Here is a 26,728-nt window from a genome sequence, read left to right on the forward strand (position 1 = left end):
AATCTTATTTAACCCACTGAAATTAAACGAATTGCCTGATCGCGACGCAAAAGCCAAAGAAGAACACGGGCGGCTTGCCCACGTTCTGATTTCAACGTGGGATCATCTGACAACAGCTTTCTGGCATCTGTCTGGGCGATTCTCATTAAACCGGCCTGCCCTTCAAGGTCCGCAACGCGGAAGCGCGGCAGACCGGATTGCGCAGTGCCCAGAACATCCCCGGCCCCGCGCATTTTCAGGTCAACTTCGGAAAGATAAAACCCGTCATTGCTTTCGCGCAGTGCCTTCAGGCGTTCTTCACCGGTTTTGGATAGCGGAGGCTGGAACATCAGAAGACAGGTCGATTCCACCTCCCCACGTCCCACACGTCCGCGCAACTGGTGCAGCTGTGCCAAGCCAAAGCTTTCGGCGCGTTCAATCACCATGATGGACGCATTCGGCACATCAACACCGACTTCGATCACCGTGGTTGCCACCAGAATACGGGTGTTGCCCGCTGCGAAATCATCCATCGCGCAGTCTTTGTCATCCGGCGGCATCTGGCCATGGACAAGCCCGACCACCCCGTCGCCAAAAGCCGCACGCAATAGCTTAAACCGTTCTTCCGCCGCCGTCAGATCAAGGCTTTCGCTTTCCTCAACCAACGGACAAACCCAATAGGCCTGCCGCCCCTCATCCACGGCTTTTTTCAGATGACCAATGACTTCTTCCATACGTCCCTGGCTGACCAACACTGTCTTAATCGGCTTACGCCCGGGCGGTTTTTCATCAAGAATTGAAACATCCATATCGCCATATTGGGCAAGCGACAAAGATCGTGGGATCGGCGTCGCTGTCATCACCAGGACATCAGCCCCCACACCTTTTTTACCCAGCTCTAGCCGCTGATTGACGCCAAAACGATGTTGTTCGTCGACGACCGCAAAGCGCAGATTTTTAAACACAACATCTTTCTGAAACACCGCGTGGGTGCCGGTCAGAATATCAATGTCACCACTGGCAAGGGCCGCAAGTTTTTCACGTCGCGCCGCCCCTTTGTCACGTCCGGTCAGGATTTCCAGCCGCACGCCGGCAAGGGCTGCCAGATCGCGCAGGCCTTCGTAATGCTGCTGCGCCAGAATACCGGTCGGCGCCATCAACACGCCCTGCCCGCCCGCCTCAACAGCGACCAGGAGCGACATGAAAGCAACCAGAGTTTTGCCCGCGCCAACATCCCCCTGCAACAGCCGGTTCATGCGCAGTGGAGTGGCCATATCTGCAGAGATTTCGGCGATTGCCCGCGTCTGGGCACCGGTTGGATCATAGGGCAAGCCTGCCATAACCCTGGATTGAAGTGCACCATTCCCTTTGTTTACAATGCCTTGCTTGCCTCGACTGTTCTCGCGCGCAAGCGCAAGGGTAAGCTGGTGTGCAAAAAGTTCATCATAAGCCAGGCGCAAACGTGCAGGTGCAGTTGGCGCAAAATCTTCGGCCCCTTCCGGTGCATGGGCTGCAGCAATCGCATCCGCCCAGGCTGGCCAGCTTTCTTTGGCAAGTTGGTTCGGGTCAATCCATTCCCCGACGTCGGGCAAACGTGCAAGCGCTGCCGTGGCCGCCTTTGCCATCAGTTTCTGGTTCACGCCATCTGTCCGCGGATATAAGGGTTCAAAAGGTCTGATTATTCCGGCTTCATCTGGTGCCACCACATAATCCGGGTGCACAATCTGCACCATTCCGTCAAAAAATTCACCTTTGCCAGAGATCACCCGGCGTGCCCCTTCAGGCAAGATTTTTTGGATGTAATCACTGCGCGCGTGAAAAAACACGAGCTGAAAGCTTTCGTCCCCATCCGTGACCGTCACCCTGTAAGGCCGGCCACGGGATCTGGGTGCATGATGTTCTTCAACCGTGATTTCAACCGTCACAACGCCTGGAAATTCAGCATCACGCAGGTTGGATTTAAGACGCCTGTCCACCACGGAATGCGGCAGAGTGAATAGCAGGTCCACCGGGGCTTCCACCCCCATACGGGCAAAGTTTGCAACCGATTTCGGCCCGACACCCGGCAGGCTTTCCAGATCTGCAAACAGCGGAAACAGGATTTCAGGCCGGGTGCTCATTTGGCGCTGCTCAGGGTGATCCAGGTGTCTTCATCAATGGTTTCCACCCCCAGGTCCGCCGCTTTTTTCGCCTTGCTGCCCGCACCAGGCCCGGCAATCAGAAGGTCTGTCTTCGCGGAAACCGATCCGGACACTTTCGCACCCAAAGCTTCGGCGCGTGCTTTCGCTTCATCGCGGGTCATCTTTTCAAGCTTACCCGTGAACACAAGGGTCTTACCGGCAACCGGACTTTCGCTGGCCACGGTAGCTGGTGCCTCGATGGTCAGTTGAGCGATAAGTGCGTCAATGGCCAGGCGTTCATCTTCATTTGCCAAGGCTTCAGACAAAGACAGACCAACCGTCGCGCCAATGCCATCGATACCGATCAGGTCATTCCAGGCAGCAGTCGCTGTGATCAGAACATTCAACGCAGAAATCGCCTGGTCGCGACTTTCCTTAATTTTCGCGCGTCGTCCATCCCGTTTGGCCTGCTGCCGTTCGGCTTCTTCCGCAAGATCCGCCGCTCGCCAGGCCATCGCCGCCGGACGCGCAGTATCAACGGCACGCACCAGACTTTCCCAGCTGCCGAAATGCGCGGCCAGATCCTTTGCGGCGACTTCGCCCACATGACGAATACCAAGTGCAAAAATCACCCGGCCAAGCGGAATGTGACGTTTTTCCTCAATAGCCGCAAAAAGGTTCGCTGCGCTTTGCTCACCCCAGCCCATGCGATTTTTCAGCTTTTTGATCGGATGCGCCGTATCCCGCGCCGCCAGCGTAAAAATTTCCGCCGGCGTGCGAATAGGCAGTTCCGCGTCCTCATAGAACATCTCAACCTGTTTCGCGCCAAGACCTTCAATGTCAAACGCCTTGCGAGAAACGAAATGTTTCAGCTTTTCCGTGGCCTGGGCCGGGCAGATCAGACCGCCGGTGCAGCGACGCACCGCATCCTCATCTTCCCGCACCGCCGGACTGCCACATTCCGGGCAGACTGCAGGGAAAGCAAAAGATTCGGTATCTTCAGGCCGTTTGGACAGGTCCACATCCGCCAGCTTCGGGATCACATCGCCAGCCCGGTACACCTGTACAAAATCCCCGATCCGGATGTCTTTCCCGTCGCGGATTTCGCCACCTTTATTGTCGAACCCGCGAATATAATCTTCGTTGTGAAGGGTCGCGTTTGACACAACGACCCCGCCGACCGTCACAGGGGTCAAGCGTGCAACCGGCGACAAGGCGCCAGTTCGGCCGACCTGAATGTCGATGGCTTCCAACCGCGTCCACGCCAGTTCTGCGGCAAACTTATGGGCGATTGCCCAACGCGGCGTCGTGGACCGAAACCCCAGACGTTCCTGCAGGGAAAGGTCATTAACCTTGTAAACCACCCCATCAATATCATAGCCAAGCCCAGATCGCTGTTCTTCAATCAGGCGGTAATGTGCGATCAGATCTGCCGGTGTGTCACAGATTTCTGTCAGGTCATTGGTCTGGAAACCAAGTGATTTCAACCGCTCGATCGCACCCATTTGGGTATCAGACAACGGTTCAGACAAAGCCCCCCAGGCATAGGCAAAAAACTTTAACGGCCGGGATCGTGTCACGGATGAATCCAGCTGCCGCAAAGATCCCGCGGCCGCATTTCGTGGGTTGGCAAAGGGTTTTTCACCCTGCTCTTCCTGACGCGCATTCAACGCGGCAAAATCCGCATGGGACATATAGACTTCCCCCCGGACCTCAAGAAGATCGGGGGCGTTTGCCAGACGATGCGGCACATCCTGAATGGTTTTTGCATTGGCTGTTACATCTTCACCAACAGCCCCATCCCCACGTGTCGCCGCCTGCACGAGAACACCTTTTTCATAGCGCAGTGACAAAGACAGGCCATCAATTTTTGGCTCTGCTGTGTATGTAATTGCCTCTGGCCCGACATTCAGGAACTTGCGGCTGCGCGCATCAAAATCACTTACATCGTCGTCTTCAAACGCATTGCCAAGTGAAAGCATCGCAACCGCGTGTGTCACCTTCCCGAATTTCTCACTTACTGCTGCACCAACCTGTAAAGAAGGGCTGTCCGGACGCTGCAAATGCGGAAATTCGTCTTCCAGCAGCGCATTCCTGCGCTTCAGTGCATCGTATTCTGCATCTGTGATCTCTGGGTCATCCGCCTGGTGATAGGCAACATTTGCCTGATTCAACTGAACCGCAAGCGTTTCCAGTTCTTTTTTCACTGCTTCTTCTGTCAGTTTTTCATTCATTGCCATCAGCCGGGTCTCCGCAGGTCTATCTTAGTGATAAATCGACGGAACCACTTCGTCCAGAGGCTGATTTTCACGAAATGTTCCTGATAAAATCCGGGCCCGGCAAGGCTGCCAGTCCCGGATTCCGCCGTGTATACGTCAGGTCGCCCTGGCTAAATCAATACTCAGGCCCCGACGGCCACCGGATCTGCAGGCATATCAACCGGCTCTGGATCGCGCAAAACATAGCCCCGGCCCCAGACAGTTTCGATATAGTTTTCACCATCCGTTGCCTCTGTAAGTTTCTTGCGCAACTTACAGATGAACACATCAATAATCTTCAATTCTGGTTCATCCATGCCGCCGTACAGGTGATTGAGGAACATTTCTTTCGTCAAAGTTGTACCTTTGCGCAGACTCAGAAGTTCCAGCATCTGATATTCTTTGCCTGTCAGGTGAACGGTTTTCCCACCGACATCGACAGTTTTTGCATCCAGGTTCACCGAAATTCGACCCGTTTTAATGACGGATTGACTGTGTCCTTTTGAACGCCGGATGATGGCGTGAATTCGGGCAACCAGTTCTTCGCGGTGAAACGGTTTTGTCAGATAGTCATCTGCGCCGAAACCAAACCCTTTAATCTTATTTTCCGTATCATCTGCACCGGAAAGAATAAGAATTGGCGTTTCTACACGCGCCAGGCGCAGTTGCCGCAAAACTTCATGCCCGTTCATATCCGGCAGGTTCAGATCCAGAAGGATCAGGTCGTAATCGTAAAGTTTTGCAAGATCGATGCCTTCTTCCCCAAGGTCCGTACAATAGACGTTCAGATTGGCATGTGTCAGCATCAGTTCGATGCTTTTAGAAGTCGTTGGGTCGTCTTCTACAAGTAATACCCGCATTAAGTAATCTCCGCTAACTTTCCCCTTCGCTGAACAGAGGTTGGTTCATAATGGTTAACCGCACGTTACCATTACAGAGATTTTAAGCAATTCTACTTATGGTTGTCTATATTGCTGTAACATCGTGGCTTTTAATGCGCCTTCGCCGTGCTTTTTAATCGCATTTTCCCAGGATTTATATTCCTCCTCTGATAATCCATATCGTTCCAGGGCCTCCTTTTGGGGAATCAACCCGAAGAGGACTGATTTAACAACAATGGCTTTCCGGCTTGCGACCCAGCGTGTGGTATCAACAGGCGGCAGGTCCGCACGCGATAATATGGACCCGTCCGGTAAAGTAATCGCACCCGGCCCGTCTACTTTTTTCAGGAACATAACAGCACCCCTCGTTTGATGTTTCGCCACGATCCCCCTATTCTCTTAAGACAAGATGAAATCCGCCCCTTGTTAGTCGTTCGAATTTTCATATATTCCGCAAGGATCTCCGGAGCACAGCATGACCAGCACAGAACTCAATTCCCTTGGCTTTCCAAAGCCACCATCCGAAACCCGCGTTGTCGTGGCCATGTCAGGCGGCGTGGACAGTTCCGTGGTGGCGGCGCAGCTGGCTGAGGAAGGCTATGATGTGGTCGGTGTGACGCTGCAGTTGTATGATCACGGTGCGGCCCTGGCCAAGAAAGGCGCCTGCTGTGCCGGCATTGACATTCATGATGCGCGCCGCGTTTCAGAAGAAATGGGCTTTCCACATTATGTGCTGGATTATGAAAACATCTTTCAGGAAGCGGTGATTGATGAATTCGCCGACAGCTATCTGGCCGGCGCAACCCCTGTGCCCTGCATCCGCTGCAACGAACGTGTGAAATTCAAAGACCTGCTGGAAACCGCAAAGGACCTGAACGCCGATTGTATGGCGACCGGTCACTATATTCAGCGTTTCAGCGGTGATCATGGGCCAGAGCTGCACTCTGCCACTGACGCAAACCGCGACCAAGGTTATTTTCTGTTTTCCACCACGCCAGAACAACTGGATTTCCTGCGCTTCCCATTGGGTCATCTGGCCAGTAAGGCCGAAACCCGTGCGCTGGCGGCGAGATATGATCTCGCCGTGGCGGATAAACCCGACAGCCAGGACATCTGCTTTGTGCCCGATGGCAACTATGCCGGGGTGATCGAAAAACTGCGCCCCGGTGCGGCGGAACCTGGCGACATCGTTGATACCGAAGGCAATGTGCTGGGCCAACACCGTGGCGTGCTGCATTACACCGTGGGACAGCGTCGTGGCCTTGGCATTGGCGGCCTGGATACGCCGCTTTATGTGGTCAGGCTGGATGTGGACAAGCGCCAGGTGATTGTTGGCCCGAAAGAACTGCTGGCAACGCGCATCATTCCCGTGCGTGAAATCAACTGGCTGGGCGATGAATCGTTTGAGGCGCAGAAAGAATATCACATCAGCGTCAAAGTTCGCTCCACCCGCCCCCCACGCGAAGCCATCGTGCGCCCCCTGTCGGCCACCACAGCCGAGGTCGAACTGCTGACCCCGGAAGAAGGTGTGTCACCCGGCCAGGCCTGTGTGTTCTACGATCCCGACAGTTCACGTATCTTTGGCGGCGGCTGGATCTGGCGCGGGGCGTGACAGGTAGCTCTGCGGACGATGCATCACTTCGCTGCGCTTGCACCGATGGCGGCTTTGGGTGAAGCGTTCTTTTAATTCAGGTATTTCCCCACATCCGCACCTGAGACACAAAGGAGGCGGGATTCTTCAACCAGTATGAACATCATCTCCCCACAGTGGATGCTAGGCCGTCCGAACCACGTACTCCGAATTCTGCCTTCACCCCATCTGTACATTTCACCTGCGCGCCCCGTTCCTCCGCCGTGATCGTAGAATGCCAAGCCGCATCCCCAAGTTGGGAGCTTGAGAGAGCCATAGCCTTGCTTCCAAGCGCTCACACTTACAGGAATTTCAAGGCTGTTTGCCAGTCTGATCCTGCTAACCAAAGTTAAACGGTATGCAGTTGCGGAACATGAAGGCTCAATGAAACCGTAAGCAGTCTGCCTTTGTGTTGTCAGCCAAGAGTATCGCAGTTTCGTATCAGGTATACCTGAGGTGAAAACCACCTGGTCAAGCAACGATAGCATACCAAAAAGAAAAAGGCAGAACACAAATTTGTCACGCATAAAAACCTCTGGACAACCATTACCAACAGGTGCGGCTTGTGACAAGCCATCGTTCATGCACTGCGCGGCATTGGTCAAAGTGGGCTCGAAGCTGCCATACGCGCCATCAGGCCCCAATACTGATCGCGTCGCCACACCCGAACGCCCGCTCCGCACAACGTTTATCCCCTAGCAGCGCGCGTACCTTTGGTGGAATCTGGGTTAGACGGAAACGAGGCCGATCAAACGGCAGTTTCTTTCCATTTCACCGGAGTGATATAAACCATGCGGTCATCCGCACTGACCATAACTTCGCCGTCCTGAATGTTGACCTGCAGCTTCATCGTGCGGCTTGCCAGTTCCCCCAGCTCACGGGTGTTGTCTTCTGACAGGTTCATGACCTGCAGATTGTCAAACCGTGTCGTACTGTTCTTGATCTTATCCCACCACATTTCAGCGGGTCTGCCACCGTAGCTGTAGATAATGACATCATCGGATTTCCCACAGGATTGCCGCACAACCTTTTCGCTGGGCAATCCAAGGGCCACCCATAGTTCAAGTTCGCCACTTAGACTTTTCTGCCAGATGTCGGGTTCATCATCTGTGGAAATACCCTTGGTCATTTCCAGGTTTTCATGGGCGTTCAACGCAAAAGCCAGAAGCCGCACCATCATCCGTTCATCGGTTTCCGACGGGTGCCTGGCGATGGTTAATTTATGGGTCTCATAATAGTGACGATCCATATCGGATACGGAAAGTTCAACTTTATAGATGGTAGCTTTTTGCGCCATGATATGTCCCAGGATTTCTTTGATAGACCTACCTACTGCCTCCGCCCCTATTGTGAAAGGAGATAAAAGACTGAATGCATCTGGAAGAAGGGCGCCGCCGGGCAAGGCCGGTGTGTTCTACGATCTAAGTAGCACCCGTATCTTCGGTGGCAGCTGGATCTGGCCAGGCGAGCAACCTCCAGAAATGCAACCCTACATTGCATTTATGAACTTCACCTTTAAACCCTTATTAGAATTTACTTTTTGATGAGAGAGTTTTCATGAACGGATTTAAAGGCGAATGTTCAAATTGTGGTTGGACCACCAGACGACATCTGAAAAACATGACGCGCCCTTGCCCTAAATGCGGGGGAAATGTCTATATACATGAAGAAGACCAAGGTTCCGCAGCATGGGTGGTTGCGATCACAGTTGCATTTATTGCGCTGTTAGCCATTTTACAGAATTACCACAGCTAGACCTAAACTTAGTTCAACCCTCCTAAGCAGAACCACCGTCAAGCGGTTCTTCCGCTTCGATCTGCAGGGCATCATTGAAGCGATTGAAGGCGCCGATCAGGGTGATGCGCCAGGTCAGTTCAACAATCTGGCCGTCATCAAACCACGCCCGCAGATCGGAAACCTCAGCATCACGCATCCGGCCGGACCGTTCTGTCACGGACCGCGCGTAGCGCACGATGGCTTTGTCACAGGCATCAAGTTCGGGGTGATCCTCGACCTCCAGCAACCGTGCGCTGCCTTCAGGACTGACCCCTGTAACCGTCAGGGAAGGCACGTGATGGGACAGACAATAATCGCAGGCGTTTAATTGCGACACCGTGACCATGGCCAATTCAATCACCCGGCGCGACAGCCTGGTTTCTGCTCGCATATTCACCAGCATGTCTGTCACCTGATGCAACACCACCGGACTGTGCGCCGCGATACCGGCCCAGTTCCCGAAGGGTCCATAGGCCTCCAGCGCCGCACAGTCATCCTGTGTGGCCGGGCTCATATCGGTGACGGGTAGCGGGGGAATACGACTCATGGCGACCTCAGGTTATATTGGCCTGCCGAACCTAGCCCGGTGCTGAGATGGGCGAAATACACGCTTTCGTGTCAAATCATATACGGTTCAGAACAGATCGCGCGGCCCGCAGGCCAGGGGCTTCTGACCCGCGACCAAGACGTTCCATCGTCACGGACATCGCTTGTTTCTGGGCGCTTGGGTCACTCAGCAGTGCTTCAACAGCCGGGATGATTTGCCCAGACGTGCAGCTTTCGCCAAGAAATTCTGGCACAGTGCGGGTTTCAGACACGAGGTTCACCAGTGTCACTGTGTCGATCTTCAACATGCGTTTGATCAGCTTGCGCGACAGCCAGTTCATGTCATAGGCGATGACCATGGGCGTATCATTAGCAGCCAGTTCCAGCGAAACCGTGCCAGACGCCGCAAGCGCCAGATCCGCACGTGCAAAGGCGGCGCGTTTGGCAGTTTTATCAGTTGGGTCAATCACCAGGGGCGCGGCACCAGACGGCCAGTCCTCGGTGTCGGTATAAATCAGATCACTGACCGGGCCAGGGGCTGCGGGCAGGATAAAGCGCATGTCGGGGTGATCGGCTGAAAGCGCCTCAGCCACCTCACGCAGGACAGGCAGCATGCGCGTGACCTCGCCCATGCGGGATCCGGGCAAAAGCAGCATGATCTTCTGATCTGGCGTGATGTGGTAAGTGTCGGCGAAGGCGGTGATTTCATCCGCAGTTGCCAGAGGTTCCGCCACCACAGGATGCCCGACAAATTCGCATGTCATGCCAGCGGCCTGCATATAGGGCGGTTCAAACGGCAACAGCGCCAGCACGTGATCGATATGTTTCGCCATTTTCGCCGCGCGTCCTTCGCGCCAGGCCCAGACAGACGGCGCAACATAATGCACGGTTGGGATGTCTCTGGCGGCTTTCACGATCTTCGCCACGCGCAGGCAAAAATCCGGGCTGTCGATACTGACAATCGCATCGGGTTGCCAGGCCAGCGCAGCTTCGGCCACTTCACGGATGCGGCGTTTCAGGTGGAAATACTTCGGGGCGACTTCTGCGATGCCCATGACGGACAGCTCATGCATGGGGAACTGGCTGACCAGCCCCTGCCCGCCCATCAGATCGCCGCCGACACCCCGAAATTCAATATCCGGCACAAGCGAGATCAGCCCTTCCATCAGCGCCGCGCCCAGCTTATCGCCCGAGGCTTCGCCTGCGATCAGGAAGACCTTCACTGATCCGTCTCCCGCAGCCAGAGGAACAGCCCGGCCTCATCACAGGCCCGGACCACAGTTTCAAAACCTGGCACCATGACGCAACCGGCCTCAAGGACCAGGCCGTTCAGCCCGGCAGCAGCAGCGTTTTCAACCGTGTTCAGGCCAATCACCGGCAGATCAATGCGACGGTCCTGGTTGGGTTTTGGCGCTTTATACAGGATACCACCAGGCACGACCCGTTCCTGATCAGATGCAAGTGAGCGCAACATCCAGTCTGTCCCTGGTTGGGCCTCGATCGCCTGGGCCTGACCACGCGCAACCACACAGCTTTGCCCGACATCTGCCACGCCCATAGCCGCAACAATCGCCTGACCGCGTGCCGCGTCCTTTTTGTGATGCTCTGTCGGCTGGGTTTTCGTGGCAATCCCCGCAGGTGGCAGCAGATCCGGCAGGATTTCATGTGCACCCTGCATCTTAAACCCGGTCTTCTCGAAGATATCCAGAACCGCGCGCAAAGCCCCGTCATCGCCAGCCTGCATCGCCTGCATAATCACCGGCACAAGCGGCATGGTGTTGGCGTCAATCTTACCTGGGTCAAGCGCGGGACGCGCGACAGAGCCGACAAAACAAACGTCTGTTACGCCCGCTTTGCCCAGTTCAATCAGGAATGTGCCAAGGGTTTCGACCCGAAAGGTCAGATCCACATCCAACCCATCGGGCGCGAAACCTTCCAAAGCTGCGATCAGAGGCTTGCGTCCCTGATCGTCAAGATGTTTCGCCAGCAATCCGGGCAGATCGCCCTGCCCTGCAATCAGTGCAAACATGCCTTACTCCGGTGTCAGGAAAGAACGATCCGAACTGCCCGTAACAAAGGCCACGATATCCTGCACATATTCACTGTCGCTTTCTTCGCCCAGACGGCGGGTGCGATCCTGAAAGGTGCCTTCGCCCTGTGCCATCATCTGATATGCCGCGCGTAGCGCCGTGATATCCGCACGTGATACGCCTTTGCGTTTCAAACCGACAAGGTTCAGCCCGTGCAGATGCCCGCGTGGCGCCTGGACCAGACCATAGGGAATGACATCATTTGTCACCATGGACACGGCGCCAATGATCGCGCCTTTGCCGATGCGCACAAACTGATGCACGCCAGACAGACCACCCACAATCACATTGTCATCAATGATGCAGTGACCAGCCACAGAGGCATTGTTCACAAGGATCACACGATTGCCGATATGCACATCATGGGCCACGTGACAATTGGCCATAAACAGCCCGTCATCACCGATCTTGGTCACACCACCGCCACCTTCGGTGCCGGTGTTCATCGTCACACCTTCACGAATACGGTTGCGATCCCCGATCTGCAGCGTGCTGTCTTCGCCGCCGAACTTCAGGTCCTGTGGAATTTCACCGATCGAGGCAAAAGGAAAGATTTCACAATCCTCGCCAATCGTTGTCCGGCCTGTCACCACCACATGCGAACGCAGTTCCGTCCGGGCCCCAATTTTCACATTGGGGCCGACAGTGCAGAAAGGTCCGATCTTTGCACCTTCACCGATCTCCGCGCCCTCTTCCACAAGGGCCATCGGATGGATCACAGCGCTTTGCGCAATGCTCATTTAGGTTCATCCAGCAGATCAATCATCGCCGCGAATTCAGCAGAACAGACAACTTTGCCCTCTACCTTACCATCGGCGCGGAATTTCCAGATTTTTGTGCCGGCGCGGATCACTTCCACGTGCAGTTCAAGCACATCACCCGGCACAACTTTACCGCGGAACTTACATTTGTCCACGGACATGAAATACACCAGCAGATCACGGTCAATCAGGTCCAGCGTCACGCCAACCATCACAGCGGCAGTCTGGGCCATAGATTCAATAATCGTAACACCAGGCATGATGGGTGCACCTGGGAAGTGACCCTGGAAGTGCGGCTCATTATATGTCACGTTTTTGATGCCTACAGCGCTTTCACTGGGCACAATGTCGCGTACTTTGTCGATCAGAAGAAACGGGTAACGATGCGGAATGATCCGCTGAATGATGTCGAGATCGGCTTCGGTAATCTTATCGGACATTGTTTTTCCTTCTTTGTCTCAGCCCCGGCGCAGCCGGATTAACTGTGAATAGCGTTTCAGATCCTGGCAAACAAGTTCCCATAAGGAAGGCCGTGATAAAAACCTCAGTTTTCGGTGGTTTCCAGAGGAATAACCTGCAGGAACATATTCGGAATATTACCCCCGGAGTAGACCTGATCAATCAGAGCAATAGCATCGGTTGTGATATCAATATCCTGCACAACCAGGAACACCTGACTGCGTTCAATGACAGCAAGCCCACCGCGATCTCGCGCGACCTGCGCCACCAGCGGCAGGGAAATCGTCACAAATCGGTTCAGGATTTCTTCGCGCCGACGCACAAGTGTACGAAGCTTCAGGTCCTGTTCTTGCCGGATCCGCTGAACTTTCTCGTCAAAAGCAGATGCCAGAACAGAGAAGGACTCAGCTTCCGTTTGCCCCCGCAGCGTCACAAGCTCATTTTCTTCAGCCGTCAGCGCGTCAAAGATCTGTTGATTTTCTGTCTGCAGCGCATCGCGCTCACCCGTCAGCATTGCTTCAAGGGCAATGCCCAGCTGGCTGCGCCGATAAAGCTGATCGCGCTCGATGGTGAGAAGCGTTGAGAACGCTTGAAACTCTTCTACGCTGACTTCCGGAGGCACGTCCGTTTCACCGTTTTGCTGCGCCCGCAGAGCAGTCGGCATCGCTGAAAACAAAGACAGACAGATCAGGGCTTTCAGCCCCACAGGCAGAAGTGCAAAGCCCCTGCCCATGGTATTTTGCGCAGCCGTCATCCGATCAGAACTGGGTTGAGATCGTCAGATCGAAGCTGCGGGTATCATCGTTCGCTTCTTCTTTCAGAGGCTGCGAGAAGTTAAACCGCAGCGGGCCAAGCGGCGTATCCCAGAAGATCGAGAAACCAACGGTCGCGCGCAGTTCGAAATCATCGGAAATCGTGCCGCCAAGGTTATCATCCAAACCCCAGACAGACCCCGCATCCAGGAACAATCCACCGGAAATGCCATATTCTTCTGGCAGGCCCAGAGGGAAATCAGCTTCAAGACGGGCGTAAGCGTAATAATTACCCCCCAGGTGGTCGCCGCTATCATAAGGACCGATACCATTGGAAGAGAACCCGCGCAGCTGACTGCTGCTATGGCGGAAACGATCCAGAACGGTGCTGTTCGTATCTCCAAGAGAATGATGGATACCGCCTTCCAGAATACCACGCAGCGTGACATCGCCATTCCAGGCTTTTGTCTCAGCCCCCAGCAACGCAGTCGTGCGAATGTATTCCGCATCGCCGCCCAGACCTGCAAACTCCTGCCCAAAGCGCAGAACAACACCAGCATCTGGATTCAGACCTGTGCGGCGGGTATCAAAACTGTAGTTATAGCCAAGAGCAGATGTTGTAAGAGTACCTGCAGCCTCGTCAGCGATAAGCAACGCGCTTGCAGTCGCATTATCTACATCAAAGATCTTATTCTGTTCAAGCGTATAATAAACCCGCAGACGACCATTCTGACTGACCGGGAAAGTCAAAGACGGTGTGAAGTTAATGCGGCGGGTATCGAACGTTGCGTTATCGCTGTCTGTTGTGACATAGCCAAGATCCAGACCAAAGGCCAGGTCGCGGCCCAACAGGTTTGGTTCAACAAAACGGAAGGTGCCGGACTGACTGCTGGAAGCTGTGTTCAGATCAACGGAAATAGATTGACCACGCCCAAGGAAGTTGCGTTCAGAGAAACCAATTGTGAAAGCCGCACCACTGTCCGCAGAATAGCTTGCACCAAACGACAGCGAACCTGTGGGTTGTTCTTCAACATCCACATCAATCACAACCTGATCAGGTGTCGACCCTTCGCGCGCATTCACATCCGCATTAGAGAAATACCCAAGCGCGCGCACACGTTCCGCAGATTCACGGATTTCACGCGGGTTAAACGGATCCCCTTCCACAACACGGAAACGGTTGCGCACGACGCGATCAAGTGTGGTGTTGTTGCCTTCAATATCAATGCGTTCCACAAACACGCGTGGGCCACGTGTCAGCACGTATTCCACATCCAGTGTCAGATCAGCATCATTGCGGGTGACACGCGGTTCAACCCGGACAAAATCAATCTCTTCACGGATCGCCAGACGTTCCAGACGCGCGATGTTTTCTTCAATCAACGATGGCGAATAAATCGCACCACTGCGCATCCGTACTTCATCCATGAACAGATCGGGGTCGGCTTCTTCCAGATCAGAAACCACGGTTACTTCGCCCACGCGGAACTGCTGACCTTCGCGGATGTTGAAAGTCACAAGGAAACCATCACGCGCACGCACAAGTTCAGAGTTCACAGACAGTGTTTCAAAGTCCACATAGCCACGGGACAGGTAGAAATCGCGCAGCACCTGCTTATCGAATTCAACCCGGTCCGCAATGAAACTGTCGGAACGGATCAGCTCGCGGAAGATACCGGCCTGTTTGGTTTCCAGAACACGACGCAGACGTCGTTCAGAAAACGCACGGTTGCCAACAAAGCTGAGACGTTCAACCTCAACCACCCGGCCCTCTGTGATTTCAAACACCAGATCAACGCGGTTGTTAGACCGGCGAATGATCTTTGGCTCAACTGTCGCCGCCAGACGTCCGGCTGCGCTGTAAACTTCGGTAATGGTCTGCGCATCCGCTTCCGCAACCGCCGGGCTGAACACGCGGCGTGGCTGGCTTTGCAATGCGGCCATCAAATCTTCATCTTTCAGGCGGCGGTTGCCTTCAATGCTAATCCGGTTGACTGTCGGGAATTCCACGACGCGAATAACCAGCTGATTGCCTTGTGGAATGATTTCAACACTTTCAAACAGCCCGCTGGCCAGAATGCGCTGATAGGCATCGTTCAGTTCAGCCGCAGAAACACGTTCGCCCCGGCCGATTCCGGCGTAGGTCAGAATGGTGCCGCTTTCAATGCGCTGGTTCCCGGTAATTTCAACCGTGGAAAAACGATACTGCTGGGCATACGCCACATCAGGAACCACCACAGAAGCAGTTGATGCCAAAAGGAAAAAGCCAATCGTTGCAGGCAGGATACGGCCCGAAACAATGGATTTCCGGCCAGAAGCAGAAGTATTGGAAAAGCAGCTCATCGGGTCCCCGTCCGTGAAAAATTCTTAACCCTGAGTAACGGCTGCACCCGGGCTTGTCAAAAGCCAGTCACCCCGCTTTGCAAGATTCCGCAGGGTGCTGGATTTTGATGTTACTCTGATCAGTTACAGAAGAAATCACCGCTGGTCGCAAAAAGCATCAGCGACAACATGATTGTCAGGCCAAGCGTCATCAGAATGCGCAGGGCTTTCTCACCCGGAGGCTTGCCAGTGACGGCTTCATAAGCGAAGAAAACAAGGTGTCCGCCATCAAGGATTGGGATCGGGAAGAGGTTCAACAACCCGACCGCGGTGGACAAAAGCGCAATGATACGAATGAAATCCGCAAGGCCACCTTCCGCAAAGGCAGACACATTCTGCGCCATGCCGACGGGGCCATTCAGATTACAGGTGCTGATCGTCCCCACAAAGATATGGTAAATCCCTTCAACACTGCCACTGATAATCCCCCAGGTCTGGATCACAGCACCGCTTGCACTGTTCCACAAACCGGCCCCTTCAGTTGCCGGGGTAAACAGCGTCCCGCCGCTCATGCCAATCTGCCAGCGTTTCTCAAAATTGCCATCTTCCAGCTGATGATCACGCTCGCGTGGCGTCATTTCCAATTTCAGGGTTTCCCCGGCCCGCCAGACATCCAGAACCAGTGGCTTACCTTCAGACGCAAGGATGATCTGTAGCAGCTGATCAAAGCTTGCAACAGGCTGACCATCCACCGCTGTCACAACATCATCAATCTGCATGCCCGCATCACGCGCCGCAGAACGCGCAGCAACTATAGAAACAGCGGGCGGCGACAGATGTGGCGCCTGAACGATCATGCGTTCGCCATCGCGGCTGACGGTGTAATCCAGAAGATTGTCACCTGGCAGTGCATCAACAAAATCACGATAGGCTTTGGCGTCCTGCGGCAACAGCTGACCGTTGATTTCCAGGATCTGATCCCCCACCTGCAGCGCACTTTCTGTCTGCGGATAGTCGCGGATATTGCCCACGGTCAGCGGATCAACGGCCTTCCCCATAAAGAGGAAAAACAAAAAGAACACCAGCATGGACAGGATAAAGTTAAAGACCGGCCCCGCAACAACCGTCGCGGCGCGTGCCCAAAGCGGCGCGCCATGCATGGTCCTGCGCAGTTCTTCCGGGGACAGCTCAGCCATCACCTCATCATCTTTTCCGGCAGAGGCCGCGTCCGCATCACCTGCGAATTTCACATAGCCCCCCAGTGGCAGCGCTGCGATTTGCCATTGGGTGCCGTGTTTGTCGGTCCGCGCATAAATCACTGGACCAAAGCCCAGCGAAAACACATCCGCATGAATACCGGACCAACGTCCGACAATATAGTGGCCGTATTCATGCACGGCCACGATCACAGAAAGCGCGATGATGAAAATCACGGCAGTCCAGACACCACCCCCAAGGGCGTTAAACAGGGACATAAATTCCAAGGAGCAGGCCTTTCGTCAGCTGGCACGCGCCGTCAGAGTGTCTGCGGCGTATTTCTGTGCAAGATGGTCTGTAAGTCGGATATTCTCAAGGGTCATCGGCGCATTGTGATCACTAGTTCGGGTAATACGGGTCAAAACGTCTTCGACCATGCCCGCCATATCCATAAACCCGCAGCGCCCGGCGATAAACGCATCAAGGACCGCATCTTTTGCCGCGGTGAAAGCAGCGCCGGACAATCCGCCGGTGTTCATCACCTCACGGGCAAGACGCAAAGCAGGATAACGTGTGTCGCAGGGCGCACGGAATTCAAACGCACCTATACGGGCGAAATCCAGACGTTCCACGGGCAGATGTTTCCGGTCGGGCCAGTGCAGCGCAAACCCAATGGCATGGCGCATATCCGCCGGGCCAACATGGGCCATCAGCCCGCCGTCATTGTACCCAATCATCGCATGGATCAGGCTTTGCGGGTGGATCAGCACTTCGATTTGCGCGGGTTTGAATTTGAAAAATTCTTTCGCCTCAATCACTTCCATCGCCTTGTTAAACATAGATGCGCTATCAATCGTAATGCGCTGCCCCATATCCCAGTTCGGATGGCTGGAGGCCTGGGCCAGCGTGGCATATTTCAGTTCGTCCAGCGGCCAGTCGCGGAACGCCCCGCCAGAGGCCGTGATAATCACCCGTTCCACCGCATCGCGTGGCTCGCCTGTCAGGGCCTGGAAGATTGCCGAATGTTCACTGTCCACCGGCAGGATGGTCGCGCCGTATTTCGCGGCCTCCGCCATGATCATTGGCCCGGCAGACACAAGACTTTCTTTATTCGCCAGCGCCAGAACGCCGCCATGACGCAGAGCGCGCATCCCCGGTGCAAGTCCTGCAAGACCAACAATCGCGCTCATGCACCAATCCGTTGGGCGATCCGCCGCCTCTAGCAAAGCTACCTCGCCCGCAGCGGCTACAACGCCACTGCCCTTCAGTGCCGCACGCAGATCCGGCAGCAGTTCTTCAAAGGCGGTCACCGCGATTTCAGCCTTCAGGTCAATCGCATCCTGCGCCAGTTGCGCGATATTGCGCCCGCCAGACAAAGCGATCACATCATAAGTATCCTGATCACGTTTGATCAGATCCACCGTACTTTGCCCGATGGAACCGGTCACGCCAAATATAGAAATGCGTCGTGTCATGTGGTTCAACCCTGGGTCAGCAAAATCTGAACGGCAACCACAAAACCAACACCAATCATCGCGTCAAACCGATCCAGAATACCACCATGGCCCGGGATCAGATCCGCACTGTCTTTCACACCACAACGCCGTTTGATCGCACTTTCAATGATGTCCCCCATCTGCCCGGCAAAGGCCAGAAGCGCAGCCACCAGCGGAAAAAGGATCTCGCCGGTCTGAACCATGCCAATCACGCCAAACAGTGCGGCACCAATCCAGCCAGCAACGGTACCGGACCAGGTTTTCTTCGGGCTGACACGGGGCCAGAACTTTGGGCCGCCAAAGATGCGCCCTGCAAAATACCCGGCAATATCAGAAACGACGACAATCCCGGCCAGGAAAAACACGGCCCCTGGCCCTGCCAGATTACGTATAATCGCAAAGGCCAGACAGCCTGCGATGATCATAAAACCATAGGCAAAGAGGATCATAATATCGACCGGGCTGCCCAGACGTTTGCGGATCATCATCCAGAGTTCCCGCAGGCCAATTACCGCGATCATCAGCATCAGGATGTCGAAAGGAATCCCCCCGACAATCGTGACGATAACGCCAACTGCCACCATAACCAGCGCAGAGATCACGCGTGGTTTCAGGTCATCCCATTTACTCATTTTTTTACAGCTCCAAAGCGGCGGTCACGGCCGTTAAACCGGTCAAGAACCTCTGAAAAAATATCCCGGGTGAAATCCGGCCAGAGCGTGTCGATAAATTCATATTCCGCATAGGCCGACTGCCAAAGCAGAAAGTTAGAAATCCGCGCTTCACCGGACGTCCGAATAACAAGGTCCGGATCGGGTAAAACCATTGTATCTAAATAGCTTGAAAGCGTACCTTCATTCACACCTTCCGCATCCAGCTTGCCATCCCGCACATCCCGCGCAATATCTTTGATCGCACGTGCCACCTCATCCCGGCCACCATAGTTAATGGCAATCGTCAGGTTCACGGATGTATTGTCTTTGGTCAGTTCTTCCAGCTCATCCATCAGGGTCTGCAGCTTTTTATCAAGCCGCACCCGGTCGCCAATGAAACGCACCCGCACGTTCTTTTCATTCAGTGCCTGGGTTTCTTTGGTGATGTAACGACGAAACAGCATCATCAGGCCAGCAACTTCGGCCTGGGTCCGTTTCCAGTTTTCTGTCGAGAAGGCAAAAATCGTCAGATATTTCACGCCCAGATCCGGGCAGCTTTCTACGATTTCGCGAACACGTTTTGCCCCGGCGCGATGCCCGAACAGGCGCGGTTTACCCTGCTGTGTGGCCCAGCGACCATTGCCATCCATGATGATCGCCACATGATCTGCCCCGCCTGGAACCGACTGCACAGCGCTTTTTTCTGCATTTTGCAAAACTTCAGGCACTTCTGCCCCTTTTCAGATAATAATCCGTCCGGTCAGCGAAGCAAAAACCGGTTAACAAAATGCCAGGCGCACCAGAATGCGCCCGGCAAAACAGGTTAAACCTGCATGATTTCTTCCTGCTTGGTGGTCAGAGCAGCATCAATCGCAGCGATGGCTTTATCCGTCATGTCCTGAACTTCGTCAGACCAGATCTTATGTTCATCTTCAGAAAGCCCATCGTTTTTGGCTTTCTTCAGCGTTTCCATCCCGTCACGACGAATGTTGCGCACAGAAACCCGGGCGCTTTCGGCGTATTGGCCGGCCACTTTGCCCAGCTCACGACGACGTTCCTCATTGAGTTCCGGGATCGGCAGCATAATGATTGTGCCGTTCAGCTGTGGGTTAATCCCAAGACCACTTTCACGGATCGCCTTTTCAGCAGGCCCCACAAGCGCCTTATCCCAGACATTCAGGGTCACCATACGGGGTTCAGGCACGTTCACAGTACCAATCTGGTTTACAGGTGTGCGTGAACCATAGGCATCCACCATCACAGGTTCCAGCATCGAAGCCGAAGCACGGCCTGTACGCAGGGATGCAAATTCAGTTTTCAGAGCGCCCATAGCACCATCCATACGGCGCTGAAGGTCATCTGTGTCGAGCATGAAATCGTCGGACATATCCAGTCTCTCTTTGTTCTTTGGCCCTTCCCGGTTGCCCGGGCCTGTTCGGGGTATCTCTAAGCTATAACCTTAAGTGTGTACCCGTGTATAGGTGCCTTCCCCGGCCAGAATGCCACGGAAGCCACCGGGTTCATCCAGTGAAAACACAATAATCGGCAGATCATTGTCACGTGCCAGTGCAATCGCAGAAGCATCCATCACACCCAGGTGCTTTTGCAACACTTCATCATAGGTGATGTCATCATAGCGAACAGCATCATCATGTTTCGCCGGGTCTTTGTCGTAGACACCGTCAACTTTGGTACCTTTAAAGATCGCCTCACAGCGCATTTCATTGGCCCGCAGAGTCGCCGCAGTGTCAGTGGTGAAATACGGGTTGCCTGTGCCGGCCGCAAAGATACAGACCCGTTTCTTTTCAAGGTGACGCACAGCACGGCGGCGGATGTAAGGCTCGCAAACCTGATCCATAGGAATCGCTGAAATCACACGGGAATGGATCCCAAGGCTTTCCAACGCGCCCTGCATTGCCAGCGCGTTCATCACAGTTGCCAGCATGCCCATATAGTCAGCAGTGGTGCGTTCCATCCCCTGGGCAGACCCCTGCAGACCACGGAAAATATTGCCGCCACCAATCACCATACAGACTTCGACGCCCATGGCCTGTACCGTCTGCACTTCGCGCGCAATCCGTTCTACTGTCGGCGGGTGCAGGCCAAAACCCTGATCGCCCATCAGGGCCTCACCAGAGATTTTCAACATAACCCGTTTAAAAGTGGTTTTTTCCGGATTTTCCGCGTGATTTGCATCGCCTGGCATGTGACGTCCCCTGATCCTGGTATTTTATTCTGAAGCTGAGCTAAAATGTCAGACCTGCGCCCCGGTGACAACCAGAGAAAGCGGCAGGTCGACGTGTTTTGCGCCTTTTTCTGCCTGGTCATCCCAAACACCAGATTTGACCTCACAACACGCACGTCCTAAACCGCCCCCATGACTGACCTGCCTTTTGATATTCCGGATGATATGCCCGTACTGATTGCAGGGCCGACTGCGTCTGGAAAATCCGCGCTGGCCTTGGAGATTGTCGCACGCGGTGGCGGGGTGATCGTCAATGCAGATGCGCTGCAGGTCTATTCCGGCTGGCGTATTCTGACAGCACGTCCCTCACCTGAAGAAGAAGCGCAAGCCCCGCACCATCTTTATGGCAACGTTTCTTACACAGAGGATTATTCTGTCGGGGCCTGGCTGCGCGATCTCACCCCATTTCTGTCCCCCGGTCAGCCGCGCCCTGTCATTGTTGGCGGCACGGGCCTTTATTTTCGTGCCCTTTGCGAAGGCCTGGCAGAAATTCCCGCCACTGCACCCGAAGTCAGGTCAGAAGCCGATGCCTTTCTCGCAACACATGGCTTTGAGGCGATGATCGCGGACCTTGATGAGGTCACGGCCGCGCGCATTGATCTGATGAACCCGGCCCGCGTTCAACGCGCATGGGAGGTTCAGCGCACCACGGGGCGTGGTATTGCTGCCTGGCAGGATGAAACACCCCCTCCTTTATTACCTCCGTCTAATGCATTTCCTATCGTCATGAATACGGACGTAGACTGGCTCAACACCCGGATTGAAAAACGGTTCGATCTGATGCTGGAAGGCGGTGCGATTGAAGAAACCCGGGCGATGCTGTCTGACTGGGATCCTGCACGCCTGTCGTCCAAAGCCATCGGCGCACCCGAACTGATCGCATATCTGCAGGGCGAAATGACACTGACCGCCGCCCGCGAGGCCGCTATTATATCGTCTCGTCAATATGCCAAACGCCAGCGCACCTGGTTCCGGAAACGTATGTCTGACTGGAACAGTTTCACGCTTCCACGCTGATTCTCTCAGCGTTTCTGTCGTGGCTCAATGCACCTTACATAAACACCGCAATTCGATGCCGATCCCGTTTGGTGACTAAGCACTTGCCTGAAATACAACCAGAAAGCGTCCTGACGCCATAACCTGAATTATTTGCACCCGGGTGCTGAAAATAATGCACGCAAGTCGTTTTACATCAAATGAAATGTCGCAAATAAACCCTTAAGTGCCGAAGGTAAACATTGACCCCGTGGATTTTCTGGTGCCGAATGGCGAGGTAATTATAGTCTGCTTGCTGCCGCATTCAAAAAGAGCCCGCGTATCAGGGCCCGCCGGACCTGTCACCAGTTCCGGCCGATCTGTTCAACATCAGATCATCGGCGAGGCAACTTAGAATAAAACGTGTCACAGGGAGAAAACGATGACGCTTAAGACCACAACTTCAAACAAGGTGCATCCGGCAGCGGATATGTATGCGAAGGAATTTTCCGAGGGCAAACTCAGCCGCCGTGAATTCCTGACCCGCTCCACTGCGCTGGGCGTAAGCGCGACTGCGGCCTACGGCCTGATCGGCGCGGTTGCACCATCTGAAGCACTTGCGGATGGCCACATCAAACCTGGCGGCACATTGCGTGTTCAGATGGAAGTACGTGCGCCAAAAGATACACGGACTTCCGACTGGTCCGAAATCGGCAACATGACCCGCGGTACTCTGGAATATCTCATCGAATACAACAACGATGGTTCCTTCCGCGGCATGCTGCTGGAAAGCTGGGAAGCAAACGACGACGCAACCGTTTACACCCTGAAAGTCCGTGAGGGCGTGAAATGGTCTGATGGTTCTGACTTCACTGCAGATGATGTTGTGAACAACATTCAGCGCTGGTGTGACAAAACCGTTGATGCGAACTCTATGGCGGGCCGCCTTGCGACCCTCGTAGACGCTGACACCGGTAAGATGATTGAAGGCGCGGCCGTTGCAACCGACAGCCACACTGTTGTCGTCACCATGCCACAGCCGGATATTTCCATCATTCCTGGCCTGTCTGACTACCCTGCTGCGGTTGTGCACAAAGACTACAACCCGGAAGCTTCTGTTCACGATCTTATCGGCACTGGTCCATATAAGGTCACAGAGCTGGAAGTTGGCGTAAAAGGCAAGCTTGAGCGCAACGACATGGAATGGTGGGGCACCGATGTTTATGGTGGTCCATACCTCGATGCGATCGAATATATCGACTATGGTACAGATCCTGCGGCTTATCTTTCTGCGCTGGAAGGCGAAGAAGTTGACATGCTGCACCGGACCGAAGGTGAGTTCATCGAGATCCTTGACGATCTGGGCTTCCCGAAATCCGAAGTTACCACAGCAGCGACCGTTGTTGTGCGTCCGAACCAGGTTGCTGAAGTTGATGGCAAGCGTCCTTACGAAGACGTGCGCGTGCGTAAAGCCATCCAGATGGCTGTTGATAACGCTGTCTGCCTTGAGCTTGGTCTGTCTTCCAAAGGTTCCCTTGCGGAAAACCACCACGTATCCCCGGTTCACCCGGAATATGCGGAACTGCCTCCACAGCCGTTTGATCCTGCCGCTGCAAAAGCGCTTATGGAAGAAGCCGGCATGGGCGACTATGAGCACGAGCTGATTTCCATCGACGGTGGCTATCGTTCCGATACCTGTGATGCAGTTTCTGCAATGCTGAATGACGCAGGCATCCCATGTAAGCGTACCATTCTGCCAGGTTCTACCTTCTGGAATGACTGGACAAAGTACCCGTTCTCTCTGACCAACTGGAACCACCGTCCTCTGGGCGTGCAGATCCACGCGCTGGCATATCGTTCCGGTGAGGCATGGAACGAATTTGGCTGGGCCAATGAAGAGTTCGACGCACTTCTGAGCGAAGCTCTGTCTCTGGCAGATGCAGACCAGCGCCGCGAAGTGATGGCGAAAATGGAAGCCCTGATCCAGGAACAGGCCGTGACCATTCAGCCATACTGGCGCAGCCTCTACCGTCACACTGTTGAAGGTCTGCACGGCGTGGAACAGCACATCGGCTTTGAACACCACCACTACAAGTGGGGCTTCTCTGCCTGATCCACGGATCATCTGAACAATGGCGGGGCTGCATCAGGCGGCCCCGTTCGCCCCGGCAGTGAAAAACTGACCCATCCAGATCGCGCCAGGGCACGCTTAAGCCAGCGACAGACGCCGGAAAACGGCGCAGTAAATTCCCTGACGACAGTCAGCTGACAGCGGAGAAATCATGGGACTCTTTATATTACGTCGCCTGGGGATCATGTTCCTCACGGCGCTTTGCCTGACATTTGTTGTGTTCTGGCTGACCAATCTTTATCCTAACCTTGAAAAGCTCGCCAAAAGTGAAGGCAACCAGCGTATGGCTGACGAAGAAGTCGTCAGCTGGCTGGCCGAACGCGGTTATGCGCAGCCTCTTTTTGTGAAATATGGCGAATGGATCGGGGTTGTACCCGGCTTCACCTTCACCGATGAAGAAGGCAATGTCAGCGGACGTTGCATTGACGCAGGCGTCGCACCTGAAGATGCACCGACCTACTGCGGTATCCTTCAGAACGACTGGGGCCGTTCCACAGCACTTGATAATGAAGTGTCTTCTGTGATCAGCGACAAGCTTGGCCTGACAGGTTACCTGATGATGTGGGTGCTGATCGTGATGGTCCCCTCTGCCCTGATCATCGGTGTTCTGGCCGGTATGCGCGAAGGATCCCGCACAGACCGCTCGCTGTCGACGCTGTCGATCATCACCACCGCGACCCCGGAATATGTATCCGGTGTTCTGCTGATCACGTTCTTTGCCTCTGGTGTGGGCTGGAAGATCTTCAAAGGCAGTGCCACCAAAGCGATGGAAGAGCCAAGCCTTGAAAACTTCACCCTGCCGGTGATCACCATTTCCCTTTATGGCATGGGCTATATTGCCCGGATGACACGCGCCTCTATGACCGAAGTCATGACCGCGCAATACATCCGCACGGCCCGCCTGAAAGGCCTGTCTTTCCGCACAATCGTGATGAAACACGCCCTGCGCAACGCGCTGATCGCGCCATTCACCGTGATCATGCTGCAGATCCCATGGCTGCTGAACGGCGTTGTGATCGTTGAGACTTTGTTCAACTACAAAGGCTTTGGCTGGGCGCTTGTTCAGGCTGCCGGGAACAATGACATTGAATTGTTGCTTGGCGTTTCAGTGGTCTCTGTTGTGGTCGTGCTGCTGACGCAGCTGATCAGTGACATTGGCTATGTTTTCCTCAACCCGCGTATCCGCATTTCATAAGGAGGTCTGAACGATGGAAGAACTTTCCTGGGGTGGCGTAATCACCCGTATCATCATGCAACTGACCCCCGTATGGATTGCGCTTATCGCAACATTCTGGGTGTCCATTGCTTACAAACGCAAACTGGGCCTCTACGGCAAACTGTTTGATTCAACAGTCGGCATGATCGGCTATGGCATTGTGATGTTCTGGGTCTTTACCGCCCTCTTCACCAATGTCTTTGGCTGGATCATGACCTATGATCCGCAGTTTTTCGAAACCTCAATGAAACACGCACTCCCTGGCGAAGCACTGGGCGATGGCACAGGTCACTACCTTCTGGGCGGCGACAAACAGGCGCGTGACGTGTTCTCACGGGTGCTTTACGGGTCTGGTATTGTGATCATGATTGCACCGCTGGCCACGCTGATGGCCTTTATGGTTGGCATCACCCTGGGCCTGCCTGCGGGTTACTTCGGTGGCAAGCTTGACACAATCCTGTCCTTCCTTGCCAACCTGATCCTGGCCTTCCCTGTGATCCTGCTGTTCTACCTTTTGGTAACAAAGGAAATTGTAGCAACCGGCCTGCCCCAGTATATGGCAGCTGTCTTGTTCCTGTTCCCGCTGGTCTTCCTGACGGTTCTGATCAATTCCCGCTTTTACACAGATCCGGGCAAGCGCAATCCGATGCTGATTGCCCTTTGGGTGATTGGTGGCTGGATTTATCTGTCTTTCGTCAGCCAGAATGGTGGGGACAGTGCCATTCGCATTCTGCCGGCTGCACTGGATGCCTTTAACCCGGACCCCAACATTCTTGTTGTGTTCGTATCGGTTGTCTTCGTGAACTCACCCACTGTGTTCCGGATCGTGCGTGGCCTGACACTGGATATCAAATCCCGTGATTATGTCGCCGCAGGTCAGACCCGTGGTGAAGGCCCCTGGTATATCATGCTGTGGGAAATCCTGCCCAACGTGCGTGGCCCGCTGATCGTGGATTTCTGTCTGCGCATCGGGTACGCCACCATCCTGCTGGGAACCCTGGGTTTCTTTGGCCTGGGTCTGGAAACAAACAGCCCGGACTGGGGAACAACCATTAACCTTGGTCGTGGCCTTCTGCGCGCCTATGCCCATCCTGTTCTTGTCCCTGCATTTGCGCTTCTCAGCCTTGTGCTTGGCCTGAACCTGCTGGCGGATGGCCTGCGCGAAGAAGCCCTGAAAGATTAACCGAGCTATGGGCGGGCCGTTCACGCGGCCTGCCTTCATTGACTGAGGAGTTACCTGA

At 54.5% G+C, this 26,728-nt stretch carries 23 protein-coding genes; 5 read left to right on the forward strand and 18 right to left on the reverse strand.

Annotated features, from left to right (window positions below; translation table 11 throughout):
• Nucleotides 1–8 precede the first annotated feature (8 nt).
• The 4 genes from recG to sciP all read right to left on the reverse strand — a co-directional run bounded on the left by recG (nucleotide 9) and on the right by sciP (nucleotide 5,592).
• Nucleotides 9–2,099, reverse strand: coding sequence for an ATP-dependent DNA helicase RecG (gene recG, locus H1D41_RS01525; RefSeq protein WP_228847247.1), 2,091 nt, complete (start codon nucleotides 2,097–2,099; stop codon nucleotides 9–11).
• Nucleotides 2,096–4,339 (reverse strand): NAD-dependent DNA ligase LigA, encoded by a 2,244-nt coding sequence (gene ligA / locus H1D41_RS01530; protein WP_394355373.1) that lies wholly within the window; start codon nucleotides 4,337–4,339, stop codon nucleotides 2,096–2,098. The genes recG and ligA overlap by 4 nt, the downstream gene beginning before the upstream one ends.
• Nucleotides 4,340–4,500: 161 nt before the next feature.
• A complete protein-coding gene (ctrA, locus tag H1D41_RS01535) occupies nucleotides 4,501–5,217 on the reverse strand; it encodes a response regulator transcription factor CtrA (RefSeq protein WP_107496082.1) in 717 nt (238 codons plus the stop codon).
• Between the two features lie 96 nt (nucleotides 5,218–5,313).
• Nucleotides 5,314–5,592, reverse strand: coding sequence for a CtrA inhibitor SciP (gene sciP, locus H1D41_RS01540; protein ID WP_107496083.1), 279 nt, complete (start codon nucleotides 5,590–5,592; stop codon nucleotides 5,314–5,316).
• Nucleotides 5,593–5,713: 121 nt separating this feature from the next.
• Between sciP and mnmA the strand changes: the two genes are divergently transcribed.
• Nucleotides 5,714–6,850, forward strand: a complete 1,137-nt coding sequence (gene mnmA / locus H1D41_RS01545; RefSeq protein WP_228847248.1) for a tRNA 2-thiouridine(34) synthase MnmA — start codon at nucleotides 5,714–5,716, stop codon at nucleotides 6,848–6,850.
• A 766-nt stretch (nucleotides 6,851–7,616) separates the two neighbouring features.
• On the opposite strand, the gene H1D41_RS01550 is transcribed toward mnmA, so the two are convergent.
• From H1D41_RS01550 to pyrH, 14 genes are all read right to left on the reverse strand, one after another.
• On the reverse strand, nucleotides 7,617–8,165 hold the full coding sequence (locus H1D41_RS01550; RefSeq protein WP_228847249.1) for a YaeQ family protein: 549 nt from the start codon (nucleotides 8,163–8,165) through the stop codon (nucleotides 7,617–7,619).
• Between the two features lie 480 nt (nucleotides 8,166–8,645).
• The gene (locus H1D41_RS01555) at nucleotides 8,646–9,191 is read right to left on the reverse strand and encodes a carboxymuconolactone decarboxylase family protein (RefSeq protein ID WP_228847250.1); all 546 of its coding nucleotides are present in this window, start codon (nucleotides 9,189–9,191) and stop codon (nucleotides 8,646–8,648) included.
• 76 nt (nucleotides 9,192–9,267) lie between these two features.
• Nucleotides 9,268–10,413 carry a lipid-A-disaccharide synthase gene (lpxB, locus tag H1D41_RS01560; RefSeq protein WP_228847251.1) on the reverse strand — a complete coding sequence of 382 codons (1,146 nt, stop codon included), beginning with the start codon at nucleotides 10,411–10,413 and terminating at the stop codon, nucleotides 9,268–9,270.
• Nucleotides 10,410–11,219, reverse strand: coding sequence for an LpxI family protein (locus H1D41_RS01565; RefSeq protein WP_228847252.1), 810 nt, complete (start codon nucleotides 11,217–11,219; stop codon nucleotides 10,410–10,412). The genes lpxB and H1D41_RS01565 overlap by 4 nt, the downstream gene beginning before the upstream one ends.
• A 3-nt stretch (nucleotides 11,220–11,222) precedes the next feature.
• Nucleotides 11,223–12,020 (reverse strand): acyl-ACP--UDP-N-acetylglucosamine O-acyltransferase, encoded by a 798-nt coding sequence (gene lpxA, locus H1D41_RS01570; RefSeq protein WP_228847253.1) that lies wholly within the window; start codon nucleotides 12,018–12,020, stop codon nucleotides 11,223–11,225.
• Nucleotides 12,017–12,481 (reverse strand): 3-hydroxyacyl-ACP dehydratase FabZ, encoded by a 465-nt coding sequence (fabZ, locus tag H1D41_RS01575; RefSeq protein WP_107496092.1) that lies wholly within the window; start codon nucleotides 12,479–12,481, stop codon nucleotides 12,017–12,019. The genes lpxA and fabZ overlap by 4 nt, the downstream gene beginning before the upstream one ends.
• Before the next feature lie 104 nt (nucleotides 12,482–12,585).
• Nucleotides 12,586–13,254, reverse strand: a complete 669-nt coding sequence (locus H1D41_RS01580; protein ID WP_228847254.1) for an OmpH family outer membrane protein — start codon at nucleotides 13,252–13,254, stop codon at nucleotides 12,586–12,588.
• Between the two features lie 4 nt (nucleotides 13,255–13,258).
• A complete protein-coding gene (gene bamA, locus H1D41_RS01585) occupies nucleotides 13,259–15,595 on the reverse strand; it encodes an outer membrane protein assembly factor BamA (protein ID WP_228847255.1) in 2,337 nt (778 codons plus the stop codon).
• Between the two features lie 119 nt (nucleotides 15,596–15,714).
• The gene (gene rseP, locus H1D41_RS01590; RefSeq protein WP_228847379.1) at nucleotides 15,715–17,049 is read right to left on the reverse strand and encodes an RIP metalloprotease RseP; all 1,335 of its coding nucleotides are present in this window, start codon (nucleotides 17,047–17,049) and stop codon (nucleotides 15,715–15,717) included.
• 24 nt (nucleotides 17,050–17,073) lie between these two features.
• Nucleotides 17,074–18,246: a 1-deoxy-D-xylulose-5-phosphate reductoisomerase gene (gene dxr, locus H1D41_RS01595; RefSeq protein WP_228847256.1), complete on the reverse strand. Its 1,173-nt coding sequence runs from the start codon at nucleotides 18,244–18,246 to the stop codon at nucleotides 17,074–17,076.
• A gap of 5 nt (nucleotides 18,247–18,251) precedes the next feature.
• Nucleotides 18,252–18,899, reverse strand: coding sequence for a phosphatidate cytidylyltransferase (locus H1D41_RS01600; RefSeq protein WP_228847257.1), 648 nt, complete (start codon nucleotides 18,897–18,899; stop codon nucleotides 18,252–18,254).
• A complete protein-coding gene (gene uppS, locus H1D41_RS01605) occupies nucleotides 18,896–19,570 on the reverse strand; it encodes a polyprenyl diphosphate synthase (protein WP_107496217.1) in 675 nt (224 codons plus the stop codon). Before uppS ends, H1D41_RS01600 begins: the two co-directional genes overlap by 4 nt.
• Before the next feature lie 173 nt (nucleotides 19,571–19,743).
• Nucleotides 19,744–20,307: a ribosome recycling factor gene (frr, locus tag H1D41_RS01610; RefSeq protein WP_228847258.1), complete on the reverse strand. Its 564-nt coding sequence runs from the start codon at nucleotides 20,305–20,307 to the stop codon at nucleotides 19,744–19,746.
• Between the two features lie 72 nt (nucleotides 20,308–20,379).
• Nucleotides 20,380–21,126, reverse strand: a complete 747-nt coding sequence (gene pyrH / locus H1D41_RS01615) for a UMP kinase (protein ID WP_228847259.1) — start codon at nucleotides 21,124–21,126, stop codon at nucleotides 20,380–20,382.
• 171 nt (nucleotides 21,127–21,297) lie between these two features.
• Here pyrH and miaA point away from each other — a divergent pair, with 171 nt between their 5' ends.
• The 4 genes from miaA (at nucleotide 21,298) to H1D41_RS01635 (ending at nucleotide 26,670) form a co-directional block, all read left to right on the forward strand.
• A complete protein-coding gene (gene miaA, locus H1D41_RS01620) occupies nucleotides 21,298–22,182 on the forward strand; it encodes a tRNA (adenosine(37)-N6)-dimethylallyltransferase MiaA (RefSeq protein WP_228847260.1) in 885 nt (294 codons plus the stop codon).
• A gap of 400 nt (nucleotides 22,183–22,582) precedes the next feature.
• Entirely contained in the window at nucleotides 22,583–24,253 is a 1,671-nt protein-coding gene (locus tag H1D41_RS01625) for an ABC transporter substrate-binding protein (RefSeq protein ID WP_228847261.1), read from the forward strand.
• A gap of 169 nt (nucleotides 24,254–24,422) precedes the next feature.
• Complete coding sequence (locus tag H1D41_RS01630) at nucleotides 24,423–25,466, forward strand: ABC transporter permease (protein WP_228847262.1); 1,044 nt, start codon at nucleotides 24,423–24,425, stop codon at nucleotides 25,464–25,466.
• Between the two features lie 13 nt (nucleotides 25,467–25,479).
• The gene (locus tag H1D41_RS01635; RefSeq protein ID WP_107496102.1) at nucleotides 25,480–26,670 is read left to right on the forward strand and encodes an ABC transporter permease; all 1,191 of its coding nucleotides are present in this window, start codon (nucleotides 25,480–25,482) and stop codon (nucleotides 26,668–26,670) included.
• Nucleotides 26,671–26,728 lie beyond the last annotated feature (58 nt).

It is taken from the genome of Halocynthiibacter styelae (assembly GCF_016123485.1).
In the GTDB taxonomy this organism is placed as follows: domain Bacteria; phylum Pseudomonadota; class Alphaproteobacteria; order Rhodobacterales; family Rhodobacteraceae; genus Halocynthiibacter; species Halocynthiibacter styelae.